The following is a 24,290-nucleotide window of genomic DNA, read 5'->3' as shown; positions in this document are numbered from 1 at the left end:
TTTTTACATCCCCGTCAGCTAGCTGGCGGGGATTTTTTCATCTCATATTAACGGCAGCAAAGTTCATTGACCCAATTATCAGGAATATTTATCCATTAACTTGTTCACTTCGTCCCACAAACATGTCTCTGCTTAGAACCCTAATTATCCCCACCCTCATTCCACTAGCTTTGCTAACAAACTCCTGCATGGAGCAAGACCCTGAAAAGAAAGCCAGACTCGAAGAAAAAGAGGCCATTCGCGAGGAACGCAGACTCGAAACGAGCAGAGGCACCAACGAATATATTGAGAGAAAGTATACTCAGATTGCTGAGCGCAAAGCGAAAGCACAAGCTAAAGCTGAAGCCGAGAAGGCCCAACGTGAAGCAGAGCGTATCTCCAAAGAAGAGCATATCAAAGAGCTCGCTGCCATTGAAGCCGCTATCGACGCCAAGCAACAAGCTGAAGCCGAGAAAGAGGCCAAGCGCCTAACCGCTTGCCAAAATTACAAAGGCACCACATTTGAAACTCTCACCCTTAAAGACGGAACTGAGTACAAGGACGCCAAGGTCACCAGCGCAGATGCCATCGGTGTAAGCATCATGTACGAGCATGGTCTCAAACGTATCCCGTTCACCAATCTCCCTGATGAGATTGGCAAAATATGTCACTACGATCCGGAAGCTGCAACCCGACGACAACAACTCGAAGCCAGAATCATCCAGAACCAATACGCTACCATGGAGGCCATCGAAGAACTACAGGCTATGGCCAAGAGAGAAGCAAACTCCTCGTCCCCCGACAAGAAACCCAGGCTGCGCAAGAAACCCCATACTCAAAATAGCCAGAAAGGAAGCATTTCAGCGCACATCACTAGCGGAGAACAAGACATCGTGTTGAACAATGGCCAGAACATGCGCATATACACCAAGCCTCGGCTTATCATTTACGCCACGTCCACTGTAGAAGCAGTTGTCTATCTGGATAACAAAAGGATACTTGGATCTGTCACCCCAGGCAAAACGCGTACACTCAAAACCTCCATCTTCAACAAAAGCGGTTCTGTAGTAACCCTCAGAGACAGGAGGACTGGGGACATCCTAGCCAAGGCGCTAACTCAATCGTTAGACTCTCCTGGTGAATAGGCTCCATAAGAAAGCACACACGCCCCCCTAAAAGCCGGTATGCTTCTCCCCTTTAGTAGATGTAAAGTTTATTGACCTCTCCATCTCCCCCTTTTAGCAATAGTGCAACTTACTTTGCTGATTACCTATGTCGTTGCGTAAACTTTTACCTATCACCCTGCTCCTCCCTGCTATCTTGATCAATTCCTCATGTATGGAGGAAGACCCCAAAAAGAAGGCAAGACTGGCAGAAAAAGAAGCTATCCGAGAAAGACGAAGATTAGCCAGAGAGCAAGCGAACAAGGAATATGCTGCTGAACAAGAAAGACTAGCCGCCGAACGTGCGGCAGAAGCAAAAGCCCGAGAGGAAGAAGCAAAGGCCCAAGCCGAAGCTGAGCGCCTGGCTGAAGAAGAACGTCTCAGAGAACTCGCAGAGATTGAAGCTCAAGAGAAGGCAGAAGCTGAACGGGAAGCCCAGCGCGCCGCCGCCTGCAAAAGCTACAAGGGAACCAAACTCAAGAAACTCGTTCTCAACGATGGAACTGAGTACAACGACGTCAAGGTGACGAGTGCCGATGCCATCGGTGTAAGTATCATGTACGAGCACGGCCTGAAACGCATTCCTTTCACGAATCTCCCAGAAGAGATTCGGGAGCGCTGCCACTACGACCCGGATGCCGCTGCCCGCAGAAAAAAACTCGAGGCCAAGCGTATTGCTAACCAATACGCCAAGGTGCACGCCATCGAGGCAAGCAAATCAAATCGTCCTCAGAGCTCCCCATCAGAGGATTCCTCATACTCACGCCCCTCTTCGGACGACACGAAAAAGAAGAAAATCATCCCTCGTGGCTCCATTTCCGTCAAAGTGACTCGGATGTTCAAGAAAAGATACCCTGAGTATAACGGCGCAGAGTTCCACACAAAAACTCTCTCCGTGAAGGTTGTAGCCAATGTAGATGCCAACCTTTATTTTAGAGGATCTATGCTTGGCAGCATTAAGGCTGGTGAGAGACGCACCTTCACCACGGATTCCTGGATCAAAGGGCAGTATGAGCTCGTTCTCAAAGACAAGAAATCCGGCCGTGTCCTCGACAAAGAAACAGACAAGTCCAAGACGAATCTCTGATTCACGCTGACCATCATTAGTATATGCATATCCCAGCCATCCCAATGGCTGGGATTTTTTGTACCCACGCACGCTTTTATTGCACGTCAGTCATCCTGACGGCTTTCCCCATGATACTATCTTCGTCTCCGGACTAGTAGACCTGCGCCAGCCAGACCAAGCATTGTCAACTGACTCGGTTCAGGAATGATAACCACTGTCCCTGCTTCACCAAGATCATTCTCAGGGCTATCCGCACGAAAAAACCTAAGCTCCGAACCATCGGCCGTTTTTAAGTAATCTATCTGAGCCTGACTGAGATTATTAAAATTGATACTATAAGTAACTCCATTACCTGTGACTGTGATCTGAGAATCACGATTACCAGGCCCATCATTATCAATAATATCAACGACTCTAACTCCAATCAACATAGGAGAGTCATCAACATAGATTCGTTCAGAATTTGGAGCCTCAGAGATACTTCCATTTGATATACCGTTAATAGTCACATCAACGGCGAAACTACTGGGATCATTATCGATATAACCTGCAGTCACAGGTATATCAAGCTGAGAACTAGCTATGTAGATATTAGCAACATCGCCATCAAGTGTCCTAATATCTAAAACGGCAGAACCAGTCCAAGTCGCGGTCAAATTTTCAACATCTAGCGTCAATGTCAAAGCCGACCATGCCATCTGAGATGATGTGGCCAATACGCCACAAAAACACAGAACATGCCGTACGCTTCTAGGGGGGTGCAGGGTAGACATAGCTTTCAACATACAACAATCACCCAGCAAGAGTCAAAAACATAATCAACTCTATTTGTTATCATTACAAAACAACTACTCCCTCTGAATCCCTAAGCCTTGGAGACCCGAATCCAGTCTAGGCAGCCTCACTCTCTCCTTTAGAGGTATCGCTTTTTTGCCCAAACTTCCCTGTTTCCTGTACCACTGAATGGACCGAGCAATACCATTCTCATAGGCGCGGCTGATCTCTAGCATAAAGGTATTCTTCACGCTGCACTCAAAGAAATAAGAACGCGTGTACATTCTATCTTTAATGGCACGCGTCTGGCGCTGAGTATACGCCAGGCAATCGCGATAAGCTGATGAATAGAGCTTGAGTAGATCCATGTTGCTTATCCGGACTCCCCTGTTCCCCTCCCGGATCTCTTTATCGAGTTTCAGCAGACGTTTGACAATGTAATGATCGGGAGACTCTGCTAACAAATCCTCAATGGTAAACCCACCCATGACCTCAACAGAGGTATCCACAAACAAGCCCTCGGCGCTCGGCACCAGTGCATCCATCAAGCCTAACAACCTGACACTACTTTTCATTCGGTTGATCAAGAGACGCTCTTCATAAAGCTTATCAAATGAGGAACTGGAAAATGTGATTCGCGAGAGGGAAGCTCCACTATTAATCCCTTCACGCTCCTCTTCCCCGACCTTGCTCCACACTCTTCGCACTGGATCAGGAAGGCGCATCCCCCAGGTGAGTATCCCAATCACCTTCATACTATCCAGATCGATAATCGGACTACCACTATTTCCCGGCTCAGTACGCGCATTGTGCATAATGATATCATGTTTCTCTACCGCCGTGAGCTTGCCAGTTAGCTTGGTAATCGCACCTCTTCCCCCCTGATTGCCAACCACGGCAATATCCTTACCCACAAATCTCGTACTCAATAACGTGCGATCCAGTTGCAGGGCTTGAGGGTAAAATTTTCTCAGCCGAATCCTGACCACATCACCACCCCAGCCATGCGGTAACCCATAGGACTTCACAAACAGACCATACTTGCCGTCCGCCACCTCCACTCTCCCCAAATGAGCTTCAGGAATCACCCTGCCGTCCTGATAGACAAATCGAAATTCCTTGGCTCCGAAAAAATTGTGCAGGTTACTGTAGATATAGGTCACCCCCTGCTCATTGCACAGAAAAGCCGACCCCACCCATTTGACTTTTCTCCCAAACTCATCAACTCCTTTGCTGATCTCAACTTTCAGGCAAACCGTCACTATATCATTCAGTGATTTTGGCGCCCACTCCAGCGGCAAATCCTCCGCAACCAAGGCCTCCAGATCTGGGTGACTGACCTCTCCTTGCTTGATCGACTCTTCAGAGGCGATCTCCCTCTCAGCCTCCCCCGCTGCTGTATCAAATTTCCTGAAAATATGCTCGTATCCAGGAAGCTCGGCCCGTGGAATCCTCGTGACCCCTGTACTAGAAATGACCGTTACCCCCTTTGCGGAAATCGTCGAAACCCGGACATCCTTGTGGACCTTGCCCGACTTCGTAGTCAACTCACTAACCTCATCCCCCTTACGCAAAAAGATCGGATTTGCGAGAGAAGGCAATATCAGTAGAGCGGAAAACACGAGGGCAAGCAAACGCATGTCCGGATACCAAGCTGGGCCAAGGTTTTGATCAAGCCTATTCAATCAATATTCTACCTCTCCGTAGACTCATTGAGTTTCTCCCCCCAACCGAAATAAATATAGTTTTCATCTTCATCAAAACGGCTGGGAATATGATCATAGCCTTGATCAACCGCTGACGGCCCCACAGACCATAACAAGGGCGCTCCCTTTTCATCTATCCTATACTGAATCACATCATCAGAAAAAGGGTCGCCAAGTTCAGCATTCAGATACTCAGGTATGAGTTGAGATAGCTCATCTGGATACCTGCCATGATTCAGATAATATTTCTCTGCTGCTAAACTAGCTTTCACGATCTGCTGAATCGCGAGAGCTCTGTAGGCAGTCATCTCTTGCTTCGCCAAAGCTGTATACAATGATTCCGCCATATCATCATACCAAGCCCATTGCTGTGCACCTCTATTACGATAATCCACAATGGAACGATCATTCTGAAAACTTTCGAAATGAGACAAGAGGAGACTGTACACCTTACTCGTTTGATCCATTGAGTAATTTTCAGGGACCAAGTGGAGCATCATATCTGCGATAAAATATTCAAGCCCATACCCCTCTTCTACTACCTCTTGATCGAACACAGCCGCCAGCACTTCATCCCGAGTGTCCTTAAATGACTCATGAGCCATCTTCAGTAGCTTCTTTTGTCCGTGCTCCCGAACCAGAGCCATCATATCCTTGGTATGGTAGTATTCACCTTTGATCGACTCGATGAAGTAAGCGTGCCAATCACGCGCTGGTAGAAGCTTCTCCAGCCTATTCAGCTGCTGCAAATCCCAGACATGGGACTCAAAGCCAATCTCTAACACATCCATCCACCCCGCATCCAGTGAGGCCGTGACAAGATAAGCAACCAGATTACCCTCCTGCCTCTGTAAATCTGACACCTGTGCATGTCTCCGCATATCCTGAATAGCAGCTTCACCATCGCCCACATATATATGTAGCCTAGCACGACTCTCGTAAAATCTGCTGAGCGGCATCAGAGCCATGGAAGCCATTCTCATGTCCACTATTTCTCTCACATCCATCTCATCAGCACGGTTAGCCCGTAACTTTACCCGAGTATCCAGGGCTTCCTCTATCCCCATGATCTGTTCTTCCTTCTCCTTGAGTGCATCCAGCAAAAATTGAGCCGCTTCCCTGCGTGAAGAAAATTCCTGGCCCTCCACCATATACTTCCAATCTTCCTCTGATCTCGGACGGAAATAGTCATCGCGATAATCAAAGCCCTCAAACTTCATATCCCAGATAGTCGCCAAACCTGCTTCGTCAGGCTTTAATTGAGCAATAACCGCAGGGTGCAGGAGAAAATCCTCTTCCGCTTGCACATCCGGGAATCGCTTCTCGCGGTCTCCTTCACCCAAATACTCAGACCACGCCTTCTCCGTCTCCACCCAGCGCTCTTCCGCCTGTTTATTGAATACCACATGTGTGATCACCACAGTCGCCACCAGCAGCAGAAGCAGACAAGCCGCCGTCAGAAGAAACCGCTTACTAAAGACCTTTCTCAACACCCATTTCACGCCTGCCCAGAGCTTCTTAACGAACATGAAAATTAAGCTATTATAAGCCATCTGGGAGGACAATTACGAATCCCCTCGGCGATTGTAACCCAGCACATTCTCGCAGGATTTACTGGACAAATCGCTAAATCTGGCGAACACACAACACCGTGAGCCTTAAGCAACAACCTCTCCCGGGCATCCTCGGACTGACCCAAGACGACCTGAACGAACTCTTCGCAGAATTCGGTGAAAAGCCGTATCGAGCCAAGCAGGTAATCGAGTGGATCTACAAGCACCGCACGATGGAATTCGACGAAATGTTGAATCTCCCTGCTGCTCTGCGTGATACGCTGAAGGAGAGATTCCGTCTGCGCACCGTAGAACATGTCCGCACCCAAGGCTCAGAGGACACTACCCGCAAGTTCCTCTTTAAGCTTCATGACGGACGCTATGTCGAGACCGTCCTCATTCCCGCTTCACCGGCTCTCTATGGCGAGAAGTCAGACCGCCACACCGTCTGTGTCTCCTCGCAGGTAGGCTGCGCCTACGGCTGCAAGTTCTGCGCCTCCGGCTTGGACGGTTTCACCCGTAACCTCACTGCGGACGAAATCGTCGGTCAGCTAATGGCCATCGAGGAACTGGCCGATCGTCGCATCAATAACATCGTCTTCATGGGCATGGGAGAGCCTCTCGCCAACTTCAAGAACCTCAACCAGGCTCTGGACGTCATCACCGGCCAGTGGGGCATGAACATCGGCGCGCGCCACATCACCATTTCTACCTCTGGTCTGGCTCCTATGATCAAAAAGCTTGCGGACCGCCCGCAGCAGATCCGCCTAGCTATTTCCCTGCATGGTGCCACAGATGAGACACGGGATAAGATCATGCCTGTGAACTCCAAGTGGAAACTCGCCGAACTCACCGAGGCCCTGCAATACTACAAACAACGCAGCAAGAAGCGCATCACCTTTGAGTACATCCTGATCAAAGGCATCAATGACAATCTCGACGAGGCCCATATCCTTGCCAAGAGAGCCAAGGCTCTCGGCTGCCTGGTCAACCTTATCCCTTATAACAAGGTTGAGGGGCTCGACTGGGAACGCCCCGCGGAGGAGCATTGCTACAAGTTCCGCGATATCGTGCGCAGTCACGGGGTGGTCACCACCTTACGCATCGAGAAAGGTCACGATATCGATGCCGCCTGCGGCCAGCTCCGCCTCAAGCAGGAAACTGCCGAAGGCATCATCAAATCCGTCTAAGCAATCATGGCTGAGGAAAACGAAAGCCCCCTCGCACCTTACGCCACCCCGTCCTCGGATCCAGTCCACCAATCGCTGGAGCAAAAGGAGGTACCCCTTGCCGTGATCGAAGCCTTGGGCGCCACCAAGATCACCACGATGATCTGTTCGGTTGCGGGCTTTATCGCTGTGGGGCTGATGCTCTGGGCCGCCTTCACAGCCATGCCCTATGACGCGCCTGGATTCGCCATCCTTCTCCTGATCGCCACCGTCAGCTTCTTCGCACCCTATTTTGCATTCCGTTACTCCAGATCTGTCACCAGAGTCACCAAATCATTAAAGGAAGAAGATCTCGTTAAGGCGCTCAAGAACCAAAGCCTATTCTGGGGCTACATCTGTATCCTGGCATGCCTCTGGGGCTTCCTCATGCTGCTCGCGTTGCTCGGCGCCATAGCTTAACCGAGTAGGATAAAGCTAGCGCCTACGGCGCAGGATAAAGCCGAGCCCACCCAACCCGATCAGGGCAAAGGAAGAAGGCTCAGGAATGGCACGAAGCTGGTAGGCATTGAGCTGGGAACCTGCGGAAGATCCGCCAACATTGAAGGTCTGGATGGAAATTTGCTGCGTGGTCGCATCCGCGGTAAAGGTGCCACGAATAATCCGAGCCGGCCAAAAAGTATCATTCCCATTGTAAGCAAACTGGATCGGGTCCTCGCCATCCACCACCACTGTACGGCCCTCCTGGGCTGCTCGTGCATCAGCCAACACCAATTCCACCAGATAAGTCTGATCAATCACCAAACCACTCAGGTTCAAATTAGCGGCGCTTCCAGAATAGGTACCCGTATCAAACAGCTGGTTGGCTGCGCTATTATTGTAGAAATCAGCATAGGTACTCCCAAAGCTCGTCGTCCCAGCGGCAAAATCTACTCCATCCCAGGTAATGGCATTCCCGCCGAGATTCTCCGCTACTACCAGAGTACCTGCCGTAGAAATGGCACCCTCACCCTCATCAATGAGTCCATCAATTGGGTTATCCTCCGCCAAGAGCGAGCTCCAGCTAATGGAAGCAGCCTGAAGAGAGCACACCGCTCCAAAAGAAACGGACAAACATAGAGGGATAAAGCGGGATTTCATAGTGATGTGATTGAGTAGTAGCCATCTACTCAAGAGCAAATTTCTGTGCACTTCAATCTAAAACCCACCCATCTCAATCTTTAGTCCAAATCCTGGTGTTCAGATTCATCTGCTCCACGATGCCACAGCAGTACTGCATCTCACGCACAAACTGAGCCAGCTGGCTAAAATCCCCGCTGGGCCTGAAGTAATCCGGCTCGAACCAATTTCCGTGATTCTCAAAGCTGAGATGCAACTTCGAATTTCTGAAAGCCATACATAGGCTGCCACCCAGCACCGATCTCAATTGCAAAATGCGCTCCTGCATGTCGGGCGTCAGGATATAGCGCGCTTCTACCTGATCACGACCTCGCACCACGAACTCCCGCTCAAAGTCAGGGCTCTCCAGACGAATTACATTGCCCCCGATGTTCTGCATCATCTTACCCAGCCAGCCAAAATGCTTCTCGCCCACATCTGGCATCACGGTCACATCGGAGGCAAAATGCTTGTGGAAATCCGCGATGAACAAAATGCCTTCGAAGATCGTCACCCAATAGGTTTCCGTATTCCCTTTGGAGTTTGTACGGGTGCGCTTGTCCTCCGCTTTCACCTCTGCAAACCACACGTCTGTGTCCCCGATCTTTCCACAAAAGAGATCTTCGGTATGATAACGATCGATATCCCCGCTGTGTAGCCCAGCTGCCTCAAAGACATATTGGGGCAGGCCCTCACCAGGCCTATATTCCAGCCCCGGCTGCACCTCCTTGGTCAGCTGGGTCAACACCCGGTACTTGAAAGTCTGTTCATAGTCTTTACGAAAACTCGCAAAATACCTGCTGTAGATGACCGCACAGGCTATCGCCGTCACAATCCCCCCGAGCACCAGCCCAAAAGGCCCCAAGATAAGCAAAGGCAAGCAGCAGAGGACCGAGATCCACATGTACTTAGTACCCTTGGCACGCTGCCCCAGCGCATGCACCCGCATCCGCTCTAACTCCGAAAGCAAGGGATTCAGATTCGCCACGGCGCGGCTAAAGACATCCGATCTAGAGCTGGACATTTCTTACCCCCCTCTCACTCGCATCATTATCAAAGTACTCCTTACGCTCAAAGTGGAACATTCCAGCCACCAGACTCCCTGGGAACATTTGTATCCCGTCATTATAGGCATTCACGGCAGCATTGTAGGCACGTCGCGCTGCAGAAATCTGACTCTCGATTTCAGTCAAATTCCTCTGTAGCCAGAGAAACTGTTTGTCCGCTTTCAAATCAGGATACTGCTCCGCCAAGCCGATCAGATTCGGCAAATCTCTGGAAATCTCACTCTCGTGCATGAAGCGCTCTCCCATGCGATGCTCGGCCACCTTGGCCAGCTGCCTGGCTCTCACGATCCGCTCCAAGGTCTCTTTCTCATGCTTCGCATAGCCCTTTACCGTCTCTACCAACTGAGGCACCAGATCCCAGCGCTTCTTCAGCTGGACATCGATCGAGCTAAAGGCGTACTCCACCGCATTGCGGCGGCTGACGTGGCCATTGTAAATGATCACCAGCACCAGCAAGGGCGCAGCTAAGATGACGAGGAAGAAAATCACGCACATTCTCATACCTCATCTCTCTGGATCTCGGCGATGATAAGTTTTCTTTAAATTTCTACCGCACTAGCTGGCGCACCTGATAGAATACTCTGGCGCACTAGCACACACAGACTCCTCACCCCGCACCGCTAAACTGGAAACAACACACCATGCCAGAATCTCGTAACGCCAAGCCCACTGCTCTCAAGCTCCTCCAGTTCACCACAGGCCTCTTTATTACGGCCTGGGGCTTCAGGGCCTTTCTGATGGAGAATTCCATTCTCTCTGGTGGGGTACCAGGCCTCTCGCTACTACTCTTCCGCTTGTTTGAGCTCAGCCCATCTATTACCCAATGGCTCATCGGTATTCCTATCCTTGTCATCGCCTGGCCACTCCTCGGGAAAAAGGCCGCACTCGCCTCCATCGCTGGATCCATCCTTCTTCCTGCAGCCATCTACATCGCCCAGTGGCTACCCGTCGTCCCATGCCAAGAGCCCATCCTCGCTTCACTTTTCGGTGGCTTGATCATCGGTCTCGGTCTAGGCATGATCTTCGCCTCAAACTTCACCGTAGGTGGCTTCTCTCTGGTCGCCCGTATGCTCAACCGCTACCTCGGCATCACCATGGCCAACAGCATGCTCATCCTGGATGGGCTGGTCATCATCGCCACCGTATTCTTCTTCGGCCCTGAAGCGGCTATGCTCGCCATGCTCAGCATTCTCGCCATCAGCAAAGCTATCGATATCGTCCTAACTGGTCTGGGCCTTGCCAAGTCGATCACCATCATCACCGACAAAGCGGATGAAATGCGTGAAATGCTTCTGGAAAAATTGGACTCAGGCGCCACCGAGCTACCTGCCACTGGCGCCTACTCTGGTCAGAACAAAACCGTCTTCCTCACCGTCATCCCCAGAGCCAAGGCTGCCCGCTTGCGCCGCAATATCCTGCGCGTCGATCCTCAGGCCTTCACCATCATCTCGGATGCCTCAGAGGTTCTCGGCTACGGCTTCTCCCACCACGCTTAATTAAGCCTCCCCGCATCCCCGGCTTTAGGGCAAAAAGATGGGCCGCCTGCCCCGTCTACTAGCAAGCGGCCCTTGACATACAATCAAGTCCCCATTTGGGAGGAGCTTGATCCCATGAAATTTTTAGATTCAGTCGATAAACTTGATCTTCGCTCCGCCTTCCGGGAACTCGCCGCGGGCCATTGCCTCGTGCTGTTCGTCAGTGCAGGCTGAGTTGGTAGGCGCATCTGCCTCCGCATCGCTGCCTTGCAGAAGACCTTGCTCGATCATCCAGGCCTCCACTTCCTCACCAGAAACATCGGCAAGCATCGTGCCATTCACCTCCACACAGGGGCTCAGTGGCTGTCCGCTCTTTTGTTCCATTTCCCAGCGAAGTGCAGGATTCTTGATGATATCCTTCTCCTCGTAGTCCAGGCCATACTTGCGCATGATCGCACGGACTCCTTCACTCCACCCACAGTAGGTCTTCAAATAAGCTACAATCTTGATCTCTTGGCTCATATTTCGGTATAAAATCTTCAGGTTATATCTCTATAACCAAGCTTTGTTTCACGCACACTATAACCTATATAACGAAGCGCAACCCCTGATTTGTCCAATATCAAACGCGATTTCTATGCTTTCATAGAGGGCTTATCTCACACCCATGGCATAACAAGCTATCTTCACCCCATTTCGACAAAGCAGCTCAGCCAAACTACTTCAAACTCTTATTTCCAGAACAGTCACAAACCATCTATATGGAAGTCTCACACCACGCAGATGCTAAAAAAATCAACATTTCTTCGGTTTCCCTACCGATTTCACAAAAAACCAGTTGCATTTCCCCTAGAAATCCTATAGCTATCCGCCCCCGCGAAGTGCCATCCGGCACAAACGACTAATTTTCAAAGTAGGACCAGACCGATGAACATCATTGATAAAATCGAAAAAGAGCAGCTTAAGGATGAAGTTGCTGACTTCAACGTAGGCGACACGCTCAAGGTTCACACCCGCGTTGTCGAGGGTGGTAAAGAGCGTATCCAGATCTACGCTGGTCTTTGCATCGGCAAGAAGGGCTCAGGCGTAAACGCTTCCTTCACAGTTCGTAAGATTTCCTATGGTGAAGGTGTTGAGCGTGTATTCCCAGTACACACTCCACGTATCGCCAAGATCGAGGTTACCAACAAAGGTAAAGTACGTCGCGCTAAGCTTAACTACCTTCGTGACCGCGTTGGTAAGCGTGCTCTCCTCGTAAAATCCGCTGAGAAGAAGTAATTCCTCTCGCAGATCAGATTTAAAAGATCTCCCCGGAGTAAACTATTCCCCTCAAAAATGGCCGCAGCCTTCGAGTCGCGGCCATTTTTTATGCCCTCATCCAGGCCAGCTAGCAAGCTGGCCTTCTTTTTTGCATAAACCAGCCCCTTCCCGCACGTATGTCCTTTTAGCATGCACGGGAACTTGCTACATCATCCCCGCCCGCCAATCATTCACTACTAGCCACCACGCCAGACATCCTGAAAACAGAACGCTCCATACGCATCCCAAAGTATCTCGCTATACCGCTGCTGATTGCGGTTCCTCTGCTTGTACTCTGGCTGGGAGCCAAGGACAAAGACTTCACCACGCCACCCAGTGATGAGGAATTGGCGGACACGGTGAAAGACTGGCGCCGCAAGCACCCTCCATTACCACCTCGCAAGCGCCCGATGGAGCCCATACCAGACCCCGTCAAGGAAGCAGAAACTCCGGAGGAAAAGACCCCTGTCATCGCTACGGTTCCTCGAGGCGATCTGGAAATTTCACCAGCTCTGGATCACTTCATTGAGCACGCCAAGCTCGGCGCAGCCTCCTACATCCAGCTGGCCAAGCAACTAGAGGATGACAAGCTGAGCGACTTTGCCCTGCTGGCCTGGGAACGCGTGCTAGACTCCACCCAGCCCAACTCAGAGGAACTCTCTGTGGCAGCTCTCGCCAACCTACGCCTCCGACTGGAAGCCCCGATCTGGAATGCGGATCCGGAGAACAACATCGACATCGTTCTCCACCTCAATGTGCCGGAGGCGGTGAAAAAAGAAATCTCTGGCCTGGTGGAGCAAATGACCACGGAGATGCGCAATGCTTCCTCCTATCAGATTGCGCCGCAAATCCTCCTCACCACGGCAGAGCAGCGCCCGGGCTTCCCCCCTCCTCCCATGGCCATCTGGCTCAGCGGCACAGGGAAAGATGCTCCTGAGACTCCCAAACTAACCACCCCGCTGATTCCCGCACTGGGAACCGAGCAGTCACTCACACCACCAGAGCTAGAGGCCAAGGTCTACTCAGCTCTCTACCGCAGCATCACCAGCCACCTGAAGCAGCAGACACAGCTCACCCCACCGGCCGACCTCACCGCTGGCACCTCTCCCCGCCAGGCCCTCACTTCCCACATCACCCGCCTGCACTGGCACAAGCTCGCCCACACTCTCAACGGCGACTTCAAACCTAAGGCCCGCAAGAAGGACAAAGAAGAGGATCAGGAGGAACAATAAGACCTCTTGTCCTGCACTCATTTTCTCCCATTTACACATCCGATTACATGTTCCCAGATACCACTGCCACTTGCCACGTACTCGATAACGGACTCACCGTCATCCTCAATGCCGATTCCTCAGCTCCAGTCATCTCCACCCAGGCCTGGGTAGAAACTGGAAGCATCCACGAGGGCGACTTCATGGGCGCTGGTATCTCCCACCTGCTTGAGCACATGGTTTTCAAGGGAACCAAATCCTTCACTGGTGAAGAACTCTCCCAGACCGTGCAAGCCGCTGGTGGGCAATGGAACGCTTACACTTCATTCGACCGCACCGTCTACTACATCGACGGACCAGCCGAATCGGCCAAGACCTTCCTACAGGCAGTACTGGAAATGGTCTTCATGCCTTCCTTCCCGGAGTTCGAATTCGAGAAGGAAAAAGACGTCATCCGCCGCGAGATCGACATGGGCCTCGATGACCCGGACTCCCGCGCTTCCCGGCTGCTCTTCTCTACCGCGCTTTCCAATGATGGCCGGGCCGAGCCAGTCATCGGCCACCTCGAACTCTTCAACAAAGTCACCTACGAGGACATGTGCGCCTACCACGCCGCGCGCTACACCACTTCCAATACCTTCCTCACCATCTCCGGTGACTTTGAGGAAGAGGCAATGCTGGCCACACTCAAAGAACTTACCAAGGACATTCCCCGTTCCTTCACCAAGCACGCCTCCGTACAGAGCGAACCTCGCCAGCTAGGCCAACGCACTCGCCGCGACACCTTCGCCATTCCCGTCTCCAAGCTCGCCCTCTCCTGGCAGGTCCCTACGCTCGATCACCCGGATGCCCCGGCGCTCGACCTCCTCTCTACCATCCTCGGTGGAGGACGCTCCTCTCGCCTCTATCAGCGCCTGCGTGAAAAGCGAAACCTCTGCCTCCACATCGCCTCCTGGTCCTGGATCACCGCCATGGGGCCCGGCCTCTTCTCCGTTTCTGCGGAAGTCCCCACAGAAAAGCGCGATGAACTCCAGGCCGCCATCCGTGAGGAGATCAGCCATCTTCTCAATGACTCGCTCGACGAGGAACTCACCAAGGCCAAGCGCATGGCCCTCTCCTCCCAGTTCAAGACACTCACTTCCGCTTCTGGCCGCGCATCCGATCTCGGCTCCAACTGGCACGAAGCTCGCAACCTGAACTTCACCAAGGACTACCTCACCGCAGTCGATAAAGTCACCCAAGCCGACCTTCGTCGCGTCTGCGAAACCTATTTGTTAGATAGCACCACCCTCACCGTCACCTCCCTTGACCCTGAGGACAAAGTCGCCAAAACCGTTACTAACAAGAAAGCTCAATCTACCCGGGAAATCACCTCCCACACACTGAGCAACGGCCTCACACTACACCTTTGCCCGGACAATCGTCTGCCTACGGTTTCTTTGCAAGGAGCCATGCTCGCCGGCATGACTAGCGAGACCCCAGCAACCGCCGGTATTTCCGCCTTCCTTGCCAACATGCTGAGTAAAGGCACTACCAGCCGTAGCGGCGAAGAGATCGCTACAGCCCTGGAAAGCCTAGGAGCCTCACTCAAAGCCGGAGCTGGCAACAACACCGCTTCCATCGGCGCCTCCTGCCTCAAGCCGGATCTCGAAACCGTTCTCGAGATCATGGGCGACACTCTCGCCAACCCGGCCTTCCACCAGTCGAATATCGACTTCGAACGCCAGACTCAACTCGCCGCGCTACAGGAGGAAAATGAGGACCCAGCCTCTCTGGCCTTCCGAACTCTGCGTTCCACCATCTTCGAAGGACAAGGCTATGGCATCAATCCACTCGGCACCGAGGAATCACTCGCCGGCATCGACCGTCTCGGCCTCACAGCGCATCACGCACTCTACTACACCGCCTCTAACACCAATCTCTGCATCTTCGGCGACATCGATCCAGACGCCACCGTCGCCCTCGCAGAAAAGCACCTTTCCCAGCTCAAGACCGGAGAGAAGCAATCCCCGGCAGAACAGCCCCTCGGCAAACCGCAGGAGATTCACCGTACGCTGGACAAGCAGCAGGCCGTGCTCGCCATCGGCTACCCCGGTGCAGACATCGCCTCACCGGATATCCACGCGCTCGATCTCATCCACGCCTGGTGTGCAGACATGGCAGGCCCACTCTTCACGCGTATCCGTGAGGATCTCGGCCTCGCCTACTATTGCTCCGCCACCCAATTCCACGGCCACACCACCGGCCTCTTCGCCTTCTATCTGGGCACTTCCCCAGAGCAGCTTGAACTCGCTAAACACGAGCTTACCAACACCATCCACGAAATCGCCGAGAAAGGCATCCCCGCCAAGACGCTCGACTCCGTCAAAAACTCCTGGCTCGCCAAGCAAGCCCTCGCCAACCAGTCTAACGCCGCGATGGCCCGCCTTTGCGCCGTAGACACCACCCTCGGCTTCTCCCCCACCCATCACCGCGAAACCGCTGAGAAGATCAAAGCCATCACCGTGGAAGACACCCTCAAAGCCGCCCAAGCCTACTTCGCTAAGCAGCAACCAACGGTCGTCACGGTCACGCCCTAACAGTTTTTATTATCAACCACAGAATACACAGAAGCCACGGAATGCATTTTCCATGGAACGCAGGCACGAGGCGAGGCCTTGTGATGGATAACTGGTCTTACCACGAATAACACGAATCTCACGAATACCTACTAGCTGAAGCCTCACTAAATGCTTCAGTCACAGGAAAATACTGACCACAAGACCCACTCCAGTTGGACTGCGGAAGATCTTCTGGTCGCCTTAGCCATATCTTGAACTTCAGAGGAGGTAGGATTACAGTTTACTCCTCCTTAAGAATTGCTCCGGGATCAATGGCTTTAAGGTTCAATTTCACAACTTCCCTCCCCCCCTTCTCAGTAGTCACAACAATTATCCCATCCTTGAAGATTATCTTATAATCATCGTTCTGAAGCGGTGCCAAATCTATTAGCCATTTCCTCTTCTCCTCATCCTTCTCGTACCTATCAGTCGAATAACCAATGGAACAGTGATGCTCTGTCCAACCAGACTTTTCTTGGGAGTTATAATTTGAAAACACCTCGAGCTTGGTGCCTGGAATATTCACAATGGTGCATCCAACAGCGCTTTTACTTTTTCCCGTCTGCACTCCACAAAATAGAAAATCCTGCACCGCTAACAATCTCTCTACTGGGATCGACCTTGCTACCCTCTCTGTCAGTATACTTACTCAGCACAGCAACAAAACGCAGCTGGCGTTTCGCTTAGGCAACTTTTACAGCCTCTTCATGCTTGTACTTCACCTCCTCTGCCTGCACTGAACCAAGCTGTATAAGTACGCAGCCAATAAATCCCATCACCTTCATACCACCCTTACCTTAAGCCCCTCCGAAATCTCAAACAACGCAAAAAGCACAGCCTAGCCCAAAGCATATCTATCGCGTCAACCAGTGAATCCCTTGCTTAAGCAATGGCTGCGCATTCTCTGACACCTCCGCCACCTCACGCCAGTCGGTACTAGGATTCAGATCACCTGCCTGCACCCTCCCCAAATTCCACTGGATAATCCGCTTCCTATGCTGACCTCCACCATACGTAGCTACAAAGATCCTCCGCCACTTTCCCTTCTTCACCGCCTGCGGCTCCACCGCCAACTCCTTCACCAGCGTACTCCTTCCCATCACCTCCCACTCCCCTTTCACTTGCTGGCACACATACAGGCTCATACCTCCACTCCCGCCAGGAAACAGCATCAAAACCTCCCTCACACCATCTTCGTTCAGGTCCAGATACACCAGCGCATAACGCTCCCCCTCTCCCACACCAGCAACCTTCTCCAGCTCAAGGCTCCGCTCACGCGCAAACCCCGGCACTGCCGCGTTCTTCTCTGCACCCTCAGCCACCTCCACCATCAGTAAAACCGCCGCCAACTTACAAAACAAAATCTTCATACTCATTCTCATACTAAACTCCACTACTCCCCACATACTTTCATCCATCACCCAAAAAACCCTCCTCGATCAGCAACCGGTCTCTGCACCCTCCACACTCACCACCAGAGGCCTGAGCACCGTACGCTCCGCCCCTTTCACTAATTGTGTATCACTAGCCAGGGCAAACACAAGAACATCATAATCAGTAACAAACGCATGCCTCTTGATAACATCCCCGTCACCTCATCAAAAATTTCATCATCATACACCCTATCATTTCCCGCCTCCCCCACCCTATTGTGAATAACTTGGGAAAAGTGCCTTCAAATAGGCGCTTCATCCACTGTGAATAAGCCGTTAAAAACAGCCTTTTCATTGTGAATTAGAAACCTATGTCACTGATTGTCAGCACCCTAAATCTCAAGCCTATCAATCAACAAAATCTCTTCACAGGCATTGTGAATAACTCGTGGATAACCCGCGAATTATACTCCTAAGCCTCACCGAAACCCCTGTTAAATAAGCGTTTAAGTGACACCTACGTCACAACGGCCTAGCATCATGCACAGCCACCCGCAGAATCCACCGATTGTGAACAAGCCGTGGACAAGGCTGCCGGGCTCTGTGAATAAGCTGTCGAACAAGTAAGACCTTCCGTCTTCATCACGATGTGAAGTAGTCTTCTGTTCACAGGTCATCACATGATCGATTAAAGTACCCTAAGCGAGGACTCGAGCCTTTGAACTCAATGCTTGGGCTCAAAGCGATCAGCGATCTACATTGTGAATAAGTGGTGCATAAGCTGAGGAATAGCCTTCTCAACAGGATGTGAACAAGTCTGTGAATAAGCCCCTAGCCCCTGTTGAGATACCTTCCCTGAGTGAATATTCAGACACAAAAAAGGCCGCGTATTACGGCCTGATCAACTGAAGTCTGAACCTTTATTTCTGGTCTAGCGGCGCCTGCGGAAAAGCAGGGACACCCCCCGCCAGACCAAGAAGGCTCACTGATGAAGGTTCAGGGACTGCGACGAACCTGAACTCGGAGAGACCCACCCGGTCGCCACCGACCAGCTCGGCTGCAAAGTTATCGGTCACTGTCAGTCGTACCCGGTCAGCCATAAGAGCATAATCAGAGCTTATGGACCATACACGCTTGGGGGGCGTGGAAACTGGGGATCTATTTCTGGAAGCTCTTCACCGGCTGCACCTCGTGCTGCGCGGTTCTGGGCTTCACTTTGTGGGACGCCCAGAGACAACCTACGCCAAGTAGTGCCACCAGTAGTACCGCAAACCATTCTTTTCCGATTTTCATCACCGTAGATACTTGCATCAAGCGTGCCATATTTCAACAAATCTACGCTGATTTAGGGTGTCAGATTAGACACAAAAAGCAATCACCACTCACAATGAAACACTTACACATCCACTGGAATATCTACTGACAGTAAAAAACAGGCGCTCCAAGAGAGAAAAGCATGCAAAATGGTACCCCCCTATGCAGACACTAACGCTTCCTTCGTTAGCTGAGTAGCTGGAAATTTCATATATGACTCGTCAATTCAACGATGCTCCACTTAAACTAAAGACTTGGGACAGTCGTTTTCTACCAGCCCAGTTGCTTAGCAATTCATCGAAGTCTCTGAAGACCACAAAGCCCCTGCTCTAGTTCTGAAAGCCACAACTATTTTCCGTGAACAATAAATTGCCCACAACCCTACTCTCCATTCTTATACTGTCAGCCGTCATCTGGCTTTTGATCATCGCGAGGTCGGGGCACGTGATAGGCTATGTTTCTCATAAGTTCCGCTTCGATCTCTTGTACCAGGGTGAGCAAAGTGACAGCTGGGGCGACTTCTCCATCAGCGGCAAGTCTCCAAGCCAATTTACTACGAACCGCAAGAACGCTCCCCCCTTCCAGACAGTCAAGCTGGAGTGGATCTTCAAATTAAATGACCACGAAACCGTCGAGGGGTCACACATCATCGACCTCGAGAAAAAGGTAATCGAAACAGGGCAAGGCCAAATCCCTCTCAACCAGAGCAATCTTGCTCACCTGCTTCATCTACCGGCAGACTACGGCTCCGCCGACCATCTCGCCCAGTCACTGTTAGACATTCTCTCTGACTGCCACGAAGGCAAGATCCCTCCCCCGAGCCACCATAATTACACGAAGCTTCAAACTCCCCCCTTCCATAGCACCTTCAAGCACTTCACCACTGGCCCCACCCTGGCCGTAGGCCCAACCACCGCCTGGATCATCATCTTGAGCCTCCCTCTCATAGGCTGGAAATTCCGTAAATACTGGTTCAAATAATCCTACGCTTCACTCCTCAATCACACGTTGTTAGATACCGTTGAAATCCCTACTTATCATACTCGCACTCCTAGGTCTGGCTTGGGGAGTCACGTACTACCACTACAATTCGCTCATCGGTGAAGTCGATGCTTCAGAACTAGACTACACAAAGAACATCATTCTCACGAAGAAGGCTCAGTACGTAGAAGTGAAGCTCACCTGCATGCCCTATACGGGAGAGAACTACAACTTTGCTGGAGTAGACACCACAGAGCCTCCAGCATTTATCCTTTCGAAACTAGAACTTACCATCGAGGGTAAAGCTATAGAGATTCCCTCCAAGTACTACCAGAGACTTTCCAGACTCGTGACCATCATCCATGACCAACCACAGCTACTCGAAAACTGCTGTGAACTGATTCTGGATGACGGCGACCTCAGCGCCATTCAACTACGTGGCGGAGATGGCGCTACCGCATACCTAGCCACTTTCCATTTCAAGAACCGAAAATTCACACACAGAGAGTTACAAAGACTCTACTAGAAACAACTCTTCATCGTATGTTTCAAACTACGCCCACTTTCTGCACTCTGTCTATCCCTATACTCATGCGCTTATTAAACCTACAAAGACGACAAAGCCATTCTCTCGTCCTCTCCATCATCACATGGCTACTCAGTACTATCATCATTGGGAGCACTTCGAACCTTGCTTGTTAGCCTAATAGGCACCATCCGCCTGACCCCTCACTATACATAGCTTCATCTAGCCCAGTATTCGTTTGATTCGTGCCATTCGTGGTTCAAAAAAACGAACCAACCCCTGCACTTCGCCAGAGACACTTTCTGTGTATTCTGTGGTAGAAAACCTATCCCCTAACAGAATCCAAGATCACCTGAAAGACATCCTCCGCTTTCGTGATCTCGCCATGCTTGGCACTTGCAAGGATAGGCATTTCATCTTCACGTACTTTGTCACGACCATGGGATCCTTTCACGAGGGAAGCATCCAGCGGAATCACATCTAACAAACCACGGAAACCGAGTTTCTTCTTCAGAAGGAATTTTGCGGCTTTGACTTTTGGGTTCTTGATCGCGGGATCAAAGAAAAGCTCCACGGGGTCATAACCCGGCTTGCGGTGGATATCGATACAACGGGCGTAGTCCGGTGCCACGGCATCATCCGTCCAGTAGTAGTAGGTGAACCAGGCATCCTCCTCACTCACCGCCACCAGGTCACCGCCGCGCTCCGCGCCCGGTGTCCCTTCGCCCCACAGCTCCTTGCCCATGCGGACTTCCTCTACTCCCCCCACCTCTAACAAAGTTTTCTTCACCTCCTCCAGCAGGCTCATGTCATTCAGGTAAACATGCGCCACCTGGTGATCTGCGATCGCAAAGACCTTGCTCGCACCGCAGTCCAGCTGCTCCAGACCCAGCTCGTCCTTGATGGTGATCCAACCCTTCTCGCGGAAGATGCGGTTCAGGTGAATCGGCTTGCTCACCTTGGAAATACCGTACTCGGAAAGGAGAATCACCTCGATGCCGCGCTGCTCGTAGTACTCGATCAGTTCGCCAGCCACACGGTCGATATCCTGTAGCTCTTTCTTCATCTCCGGCGCACCCGGGCCGTACTTCTGCAGACCGTAGTCCAGATGCGGCAGGTAGACCAGACTCAGAGTCGGCTGATGTTTCCTCTCCACCCAGCGTGCGCTGTTGGCAATCCACTCGCTACACGGGATGCCCGCCATCGGCCCCCAGAAAGTCGGGAACGGGAACTCTCCGAGGTCGGCCTTGATCTCCTCACGCATGTCCATCGGCTGCGTGTAGACATCGAACACCTTCCTTCCATCCGCCGGATACATCGGGCGCGGGGTGATGCTCCAGTCCGCCGTAGAGTACATGTTGTACCACCAGAAAAGCTTCGCACAGGTGAAGCCCGGCAGCTCGCGCCGCAGCACATCCCAGACCTTCTCCCCCTTCACGATGTGGTTGCTCTGCTTCCAGAACTTATGCTCCGCTGCCTCGCGGTCATACCAGCCGTTGCCCACAATACCGTGCTCCGCCTCGCTGCGCCCGGTGACATAGCTTGACTGCGCCGTACACGTCACGGCAGGAAAGGCAGGAGGGAAGGCTGAGAGAGTACACTTCTCCACAAAAGCATTCAGCCTCGGCGTATCTTCGCCCAGCTGGCTCTTCGTCAGCCCCACCACATTGATCACGGCAACCCTGTTCATGCCAAAAACCTAGCACCCGCTAACACGCTGGCAATCGGGAAATGAGGCAGCCAGAAGCTACATCGCTACAGTGGTTGGGTCATCCTAAAAACCTTCCTCCCTGTAACAGATACAATCTAGCTCAGCTAAGAGCTAGATTGCACCATCAATGATTATGGTAGATAGCTTTCGCTGCTCTACTTTGAATCTTTCTCCAGCTTCACTTCATCTACCACCTTGTAAATGATCGGCTCGTCAATCTTGTAGAGCACCCGCACCTCCTGTTGGGGTACAGGTATATTCTTCTCTGTGTAAATATACTTCACCATGGGCCCCTTCATCGCCTCTCCGTCAGCATTCTTGATCCCAGTAGCCTCTGTCTCAACTATCTTGTAGCTCAGTTTATAGCCATAGGTACCCTTTGACACCTCCACGACATCCCCAATCGTCGCAAAGGCCAGCGCATAGCCTTCCGGGACATCCACCTTCTTCCGCTTCACCTCTTTCTCAGCTTTCTTTGCAGCAGCTGGCTTAGTGGCTGGCACTTCATCAGCCTGAGCAAGGCTCAGACCTAGCCCACCAAGGGCAACACTTAATAGGAGTAACTTGTGAGTCATAACAATCTCGTTATAAACCAACCGCAGACTTTCCAGTAATTAAGAATCTTAATGAAAACATCAAGTAGATCGATGATCCCCTCGTCTCGTCGAAACACTACATTTTACTTCAGCACATTCTCCACGATCACACGCTCCACTAAATTACCTGCATAGAGACTTCCGTACAACAAAACTGGGGTCAACAAGGCGATGACTAAGGCCTCCACCTTACCCGCCTTCAATAGCCAGCCCCCTAACATATACATCACCCATACCGCTATCGCTCCCGCCACAATCATCCCAGGAAGAGTCATCCCGATGGTAACTGCGAGCCCCACAAGGAGACAGGATAAAAGACTGAACGAAATATTCATACCCACTGAAGAGTCCACCTCCCAACGCTCCAGTAAATCGATCAACAGGTTAACGAGCAAGAAGTACAGAAACGCAGCAACAATAGCTGCAATTCCCATACGGGCACCGCCAAGCGAGGTGATAGCTACGATGTTGATTGGGTAATGCACAATATGTATCACTTTGTTTTCTGGCGAAACGGTCATGAAACAAAACCCTGCCATCAGGGCAAATTGTGGTTACGGGTGGCCTTATGATGCCAAGTTTCTTTGCCTTCTCTTTGAGCGCGTTCAAATCAGATCTCGCTGTATCAGCCTGTGGGACGAAAGCATGTAACCAATAGATGGCCATGTCCACCATCTCAGGGCGTGATTCGATACACGACTCTATTACTTTTACAGTTCGCCTAGCCCCAACCTTCTTTACTCCTAATTTCACTACAGCTCTGACCCTCTGAGAAAACACCTCATCAATCGCATCAATAGCCGCATTCAATATAGCAAAATTTTCTCTACGATCATTTACAACAGATATCGCTAAACGATATGTTGGTAAGAAATCCAAATGAGAGGTAATAAACCTTACACGTTGCTCACTCTCGAGTCCCTTCAACCACAAAGCAACCCTGTCAAAATCCCGCTGATGTAGTGGCTTTTGTACCAGACGGCTGGCTTCGGCTTCATCCATTGTCATAGTCTACCACTACCCCTCCACATAATAAATCCCATGCTTCGCGCTGATGTCGATGAGCTTGGGCATGTCAGGTTCGTCGCCTTTGTCGAATTCCTCGGCGCACTCGGCGAAGAACTTGTCGAAGCCGCCGGGCATGGTCTGGATCAGCATCTCCAGTGGCTCGATGTTAGGGTTGCGGAAGGTGTGGATGCTGCCGCGCGGCATAAAGACCGCTGTCTTGGCCGGCACCTGGCGCCACTCGCCATCAATAAGAAACTCCGCCGGACCACTCAATGGCCAGAACCATTCATCCTCGTTCTCATGGTAGTGCGGTGGCGGCCCACCGCCGGGAGGCGTAAAGTTCGTCCACATCGTAAACTTCCCCCCGGTATCCTCCGCGCTCAGGAGAAGATGCATTTCATCCCCAAAGGCCCGGATCACCCGCGCCTCGCCAACAGGATTCATCACTGCAAGATGCTCGTTCATCAATAGAGGTTGTTTCTAACTAACACTCCTTAGAGCATGTGAAAATGCAGTCAAGGTGTAAGGGCCATACCGCTCAATGAACACACCTCCCCTTGT

The 24,290-nt window shown here is 51.6% G+C and carries 25 protein-coding genes; 10 read left to right on the top strand and 15 right to left on the bottom strand.

Features of this window, described 5'->3' with window-relative positions:
• Window positions 1–122 precede the first annotated feature (122 nt).
• Both BUB27_RS11645 and BUB27_RS11640 read left to right on the top strand, forming a co-directional pair.
• A complete protein-coding gene (locus BUB27_RS11645; protein WP_143184024.1) occupies window positions 123–1,124 on the top strand; it encodes a hypothetical protein in 1,002 nt (333 codons plus the stop codon).
• Between the two features lie 127 nt (window positions 1,125–1,251).
• Entirely contained in the window at window positions 1,252–2,229 is a 978-nt protein-coding gene (locus BUB27_RS11640; RefSeq protein WP_143184023.1) for a hypothetical protein, read from the top strand.
• Between the two features lie 116 nt (window positions 2,230–2,345).
• Here BUB27_RS11640 and BUB27_RS11635 read toward each other — a convergent pair whose 3' ends face one another.
• The 3 genes from BUB27_RS11635 to BUB27_RS11625 all read right to left on the bottom strand — a co-directional run bounded on the left by BUB27_RS11635 (window position 2,346) and on the right by BUB27_RS11625 (window position 6,220).
• Window positions 2,346–2,909, bottom strand: coding sequence for a PEP-CTERM sorting domain-containing protein (locus tag BUB27_RS11635; protein WP_159434928.1), 564 nt, complete (start codon window positions 2,907–2,909; stop codon window positions 2,346–2,348).
• Between the two features lie 150 nt (window positions 2,910–3,059).
• Window positions 3,060–4,625, bottom strand: a complete 1,566-nt coding sequence (locus BUB27_RS11630) for a S1 family peptidase (protein WP_143184021.1) — start codon at window positions 4,623–4,625, stop codon at window positions 3,060–3,062.
• A 53-nt stretch (window positions 4,626–4,678) separates the two neighbouring features.
• A complete protein-coding gene (locus BUB27_RS11625) occupies window positions 4,679–6,220 on the bottom strand; it encodes a hypothetical protein (RefSeq protein WP_143184020.1) in 1,542 nt (513 codons plus the stop codon).
• Window positions 6,221–6,342: 122 nt separating this feature from the next.
• Between BUB27_RS11625 and rlmN the strand changes: the two genes are divergently transcribed.
• Both rlmN and BUB27_RS11615 read left to right on the top strand, forming a co-directional pair.
• Window positions 6,343–7,434: a dual-specificity RNA methyltransferase RlmN gene (rlmN, locus tag BUB27_RS11620; RefSeq protein WP_143184019.1), complete on the top strand. Its 1,092-nt coding sequence runs from the start codon at window positions 6,343–6,345 to the stop codon at window positions 7,432–7,434.
• Between the two features lie 6 nt (window positions 7,435–7,440).
• Window positions 7,441–7,872 carry a hypothetical protein gene (locus BUB27_RS11615; RefSeq protein WP_143184018.1) on the top strand — a complete coding sequence of 144 codons (432 nt, stop codon included), beginning with the start codon at window positions 7,441–7,443 and terminating at the stop codon, window positions 7,870–7,872.
• Window positions 7,873–7,887: 15 nt separating this feature from the next.
• Here BUB27_RS11615 and BUB27_RS11610 read toward each other — a convergent pair whose 3' ends face one another.
• The 3 genes from BUB27_RS11610 to BUB27_RS11600 form a co-directional block, all read right to left on the bottom strand.
• Window positions 7,888–8,550, bottom strand: a complete 663-nt coding sequence (locus BUB27_RS11610; RefSeq protein ID WP_143184017.1) for a PEP-CTERM sorting domain-containing protein — start codon at window positions 8,548–8,550, stop codon at window positions 7,888–7,890.
• 73 nt (window positions 8,551–8,623) lie between these two features.
• Window positions 8,624–9,592: a DUF3137 domain-containing protein gene (locus BUB27_RS11605; protein WP_143184016.1), complete on the bottom strand. Its 969-nt coding sequence runs from the start codon at window positions 9,590–9,592 to the stop codon at window positions 8,624–8,626.
• Window positions 9,579–10,130, bottom strand: a complete 552-nt coding sequence (locus tag BUB27_RS11600) for a LemA family protein (protein ID WP_200797115.1) — start codon at window positions 10,128–10,130, stop codon at window positions 9,579–9,581. The genes BUB27_RS11605 and BUB27_RS11600 overlap by 14 nt, the downstream gene beginning before the upstream one ends.
• Window positions 10,131–10,276: 146 nt before the next feature.
• On the opposite strand from BUB27_RS11600, the gene BUB27_RS11595 reads away from it, so the two are divergent.
• Window positions 10,277–11,131, top strand: coding sequence for a YitT family protein (locus BUB27_RS11595; RefSeq protein WP_143184014.1), 855 nt, complete (start codon window positions 10,277–10,279; stop codon window positions 11,129–11,131).
• Between the two features lie 129 nt (window positions 11,132–11,260).
• Here the strand turns inward: BUB27_RS11595 and BUB27_RS11590 are convergent, their stop codons facing one another.
• On the bottom strand, window positions 11,261–11,632 hold the full coding sequence (locus BUB27_RS11590) for a glutaredoxin family protein (protein ID WP_200797114.1): 372 nt from the start codon (window positions 11,630–11,632) through the stop codon (window positions 11,261–11,263).
• Between the two features lie 405 nt (window positions 11,633–12,037).
• On the opposite strand from BUB27_RS11590, the gene rplS reads away from it, so the two are divergent.
• From rplS to BUB27_RS11575, 3 genes are all read left to right on the top strand, one after another.
• Entirely contained in the window at window positions 12,038–12,388 is a 351-nt protein-coding gene (rplS, locus tag BUB27_RS11585) for a 50S ribosomal protein L19 (protein WP_143184013.1), read from the top strand.
• A gap of 380 nt (window positions 12,389–12,768) precedes the next feature.
• Complete coding sequence (locus tag BUB27_RS11580) at window positions 12,769–13,641, top strand: hypothetical protein (RefSeq protein WP_143184012.1); 873 nt, start codon at window positions 12,769–12,771, stop codon at window positions 13,639–13,641.
• A 47-nt stretch (window positions 13,642–13,688) separates the two neighbouring features.
• Window positions 13,689–16,199 carry a M16 family metallopeptidase gene (locus BUB27_RS11575; protein ID WP_143184011.1) on the top strand — a complete coding sequence of 837 codons (2,511 nt, stop codon included), beginning with the start codon at window positions 13,689–13,691 and terminating at the stop codon, window positions 16,197–16,199.
• 262 nt (window positions 16,200–16,461) lie between these two features.
• Here the strand turns inward: BUB27_RS11575 and BUB27_RS11570 are convergent, their stop codons facing one another.
• The 4 genes from BUB27_RS11570 to BUB27_RS19185 form a co-directional block, all read right to left on the bottom strand.
• Complete coding sequence (locus BUB27_RS11570; RefSeq protein WP_159434927.1) at window positions 16,462–16,812, bottom strand: hypothetical protein; 351 nt, start codon at window positions 16,810–16,812, stop codon at window positions 16,462–16,464.
• Between the two features lie 262 nt (window positions 16,813–17,074).
• Window positions 17,075–17,590 carry a hypothetical protein gene (locus tag BUB27_RS11565; protein WP_143184009.1) on the bottom strand — a complete coding sequence of 172 codons (516 nt, stop codon included), beginning with the start codon at window positions 17,588–17,590 and terminating at the stop codon, window positions 17,075–17,077.
• A gap of 923 nt (window positions 17,591–18,513) precedes the next feature.
• Window positions 18,514–18,693 carry a PEP-CTERM sorting domain-containing protein gene (locus BUB27_RS11560; protein WP_143184008.1) on the bottom strand — a complete coding sequence of 60 codons (180 nt, stop codon included), beginning with the start codon at window positions 18,691–18,693 and terminating at the stop codon, window positions 18,514–18,516.
• A gap of 58 nt (window positions 18,694–18,751) precedes the next feature.
• Complete coding sequence (locus BUB27_RS19185) at window positions 18,752–18,886, bottom strand: hypothetical protein (protein ID WP_268793972.1); 135 nt, start codon at window positions 18,884–18,886, stop codon at window positions 18,752–18,754.
• A gap of 378 nt (window positions 18,887–19,264) precedes the next feature.
• On the opposite strand from BUB27_RS19185, the gene BUB27_RS11555 reads away from it, so the two are divergent.
• Together BUB27_RS11555 and BUB27_RS11550 are read left to right on the top strand one after the other, a co-directional pair.
• Window positions 19,265–19,888 (top strand): hypothetical protein, encoded by a 624-nt coding sequence (locus tag BUB27_RS11555; protein WP_143184007.1) that lies wholly within the window; start codon window positions 19,265–19,267, stop codon window positions 19,886–19,888.
• Between the two features lie 40 nt (window positions 19,889–19,928).
• Complete coding sequence (locus BUB27_RS11550; RefSeq protein ID WP_143184006.1) at window positions 19,929–20,414, top strand: hypothetical protein; 486 nt, start codon at window positions 19,929–19,931, stop codon at window positions 20,412–20,414.
• 325 nt (window positions 20,415–20,739) lie between these two features.
• On the opposite strand, the gene BUB27_RS11545 is transcribed toward BUB27_RS11550, so the two are convergent.
• The 4 genes from BUB27_RS11545 to BUB27_RS11530 form a co-directional block, all read right to left on the bottom strand.
• On the bottom strand, window positions 20,740–22,104 hold the full coding sequence (locus BUB27_RS11545) for an alkaline phosphatase family protein (protein ID WP_143184005.1): 1,365 nt from the start codon (window positions 22,102–22,104) through the stop codon (window positions 20,740–20,742).
• Window positions 22,105–22,280: 176 nt separating this feature from the next.
• Window positions 22,281–22,700 carry a hypothetical protein gene (locus BUB27_RS11540; protein WP_143184004.1) on the bottom strand — a complete coding sequence of 140 codons (420 nt, stop codon included), beginning with the start codon at window positions 22,698–22,700 and terminating at the stop codon, window positions 22,281–22,283.
• Between the two features lie 104 nt (window positions 22,701–22,804).
• Complete coding sequence (locus BUB27_RS11535) at window positions 22,805–23,242, bottom strand: hypothetical protein (RefSeq protein ID WP_143184003.1); 438 nt, start codon at window positions 23,240–23,242, stop codon at window positions 22,805–22,807.
• 496 nt (window positions 23,243–23,738) lie between these two features.
• Window positions 23,739–24,194: a cupin domain-containing protein gene (locus tag BUB27_RS11530; protein WP_143184002.1), complete on the bottom strand. Its 456-nt coding sequence runs from the start codon at window positions 24,192–24,194 to the stop codon at window positions 23,739–23,741.
• Window positions 24,195–24,290 lie beyond the last annotated feature (96 nt).

The organism is Rubritalea squalenifaciens DSM 18772, from assembly GCF_900141815.1.
Classification (GTDB): Bacteria; Verrucomicrobiota; Verrucomicrobiia; order Verrucomicrobiales; family Akkermansiaceae; genus Rubritalea; species Rubritalea squalenifaciens.
This window is presented reverse-complemented; position numbering and strand designations above follow the sequence as displayed.